Source organism: Streptomyces sp. URMC 124 (assembly GCF_051386455.1).
Taxonomy (GTDB): domain Bacteria; phylum Actinomycetota; class Actinomycetes; order Streptomycetales; family Streptomycetaceae; genus Streptomyces.
This window is the reverse complement of sequence record NZ_JBPQTS010000601.1, coordinates 1-245: the sequence shown is the minus strand read 5'-3', so window position 1 is coordinate 245 and position 245 is coordinate 1. Positions and strand designations below refer to the sequence as shown.

At 61.2% G+C, this 245-nt stretch carries 1 protein-coding gene; it reads right to left on the bottom strand.

Translation table 11 applies throughout. From position 1 onward, the window contains the following. A partial coding sequence (locus ACSNOG_RS33840) for an SNF2-related protein (RefSeq protein ID WP_436756494.1) occupies nt 1-245 on the bottom strand: 245 nt, incomplete at both ends.

Genomic DNA, 245 nt, shown 5'->3' with positions numbered 1-245 from the left:
CCAATGGACTCCCACTTGACGTCCCTTAACAGCTCCTGGTCGAGCGTGGCGGTCGCATAGGAGGTCAGCACGATGTCGGCATCATAGGCCATCCGATAAAATGCTTCGCCGCCGCTTCGCTTGCCTCCGTAATGAAGCATGACCCGCAGCGTCGGTGCAAAGCGCTCCAGCTCCTTCTGCCAATTGCCCAGAACCGAGGTCGGGCAGATCAGCAGCGATGGAAGCGGCTCTTCGCCGCGCTGCCG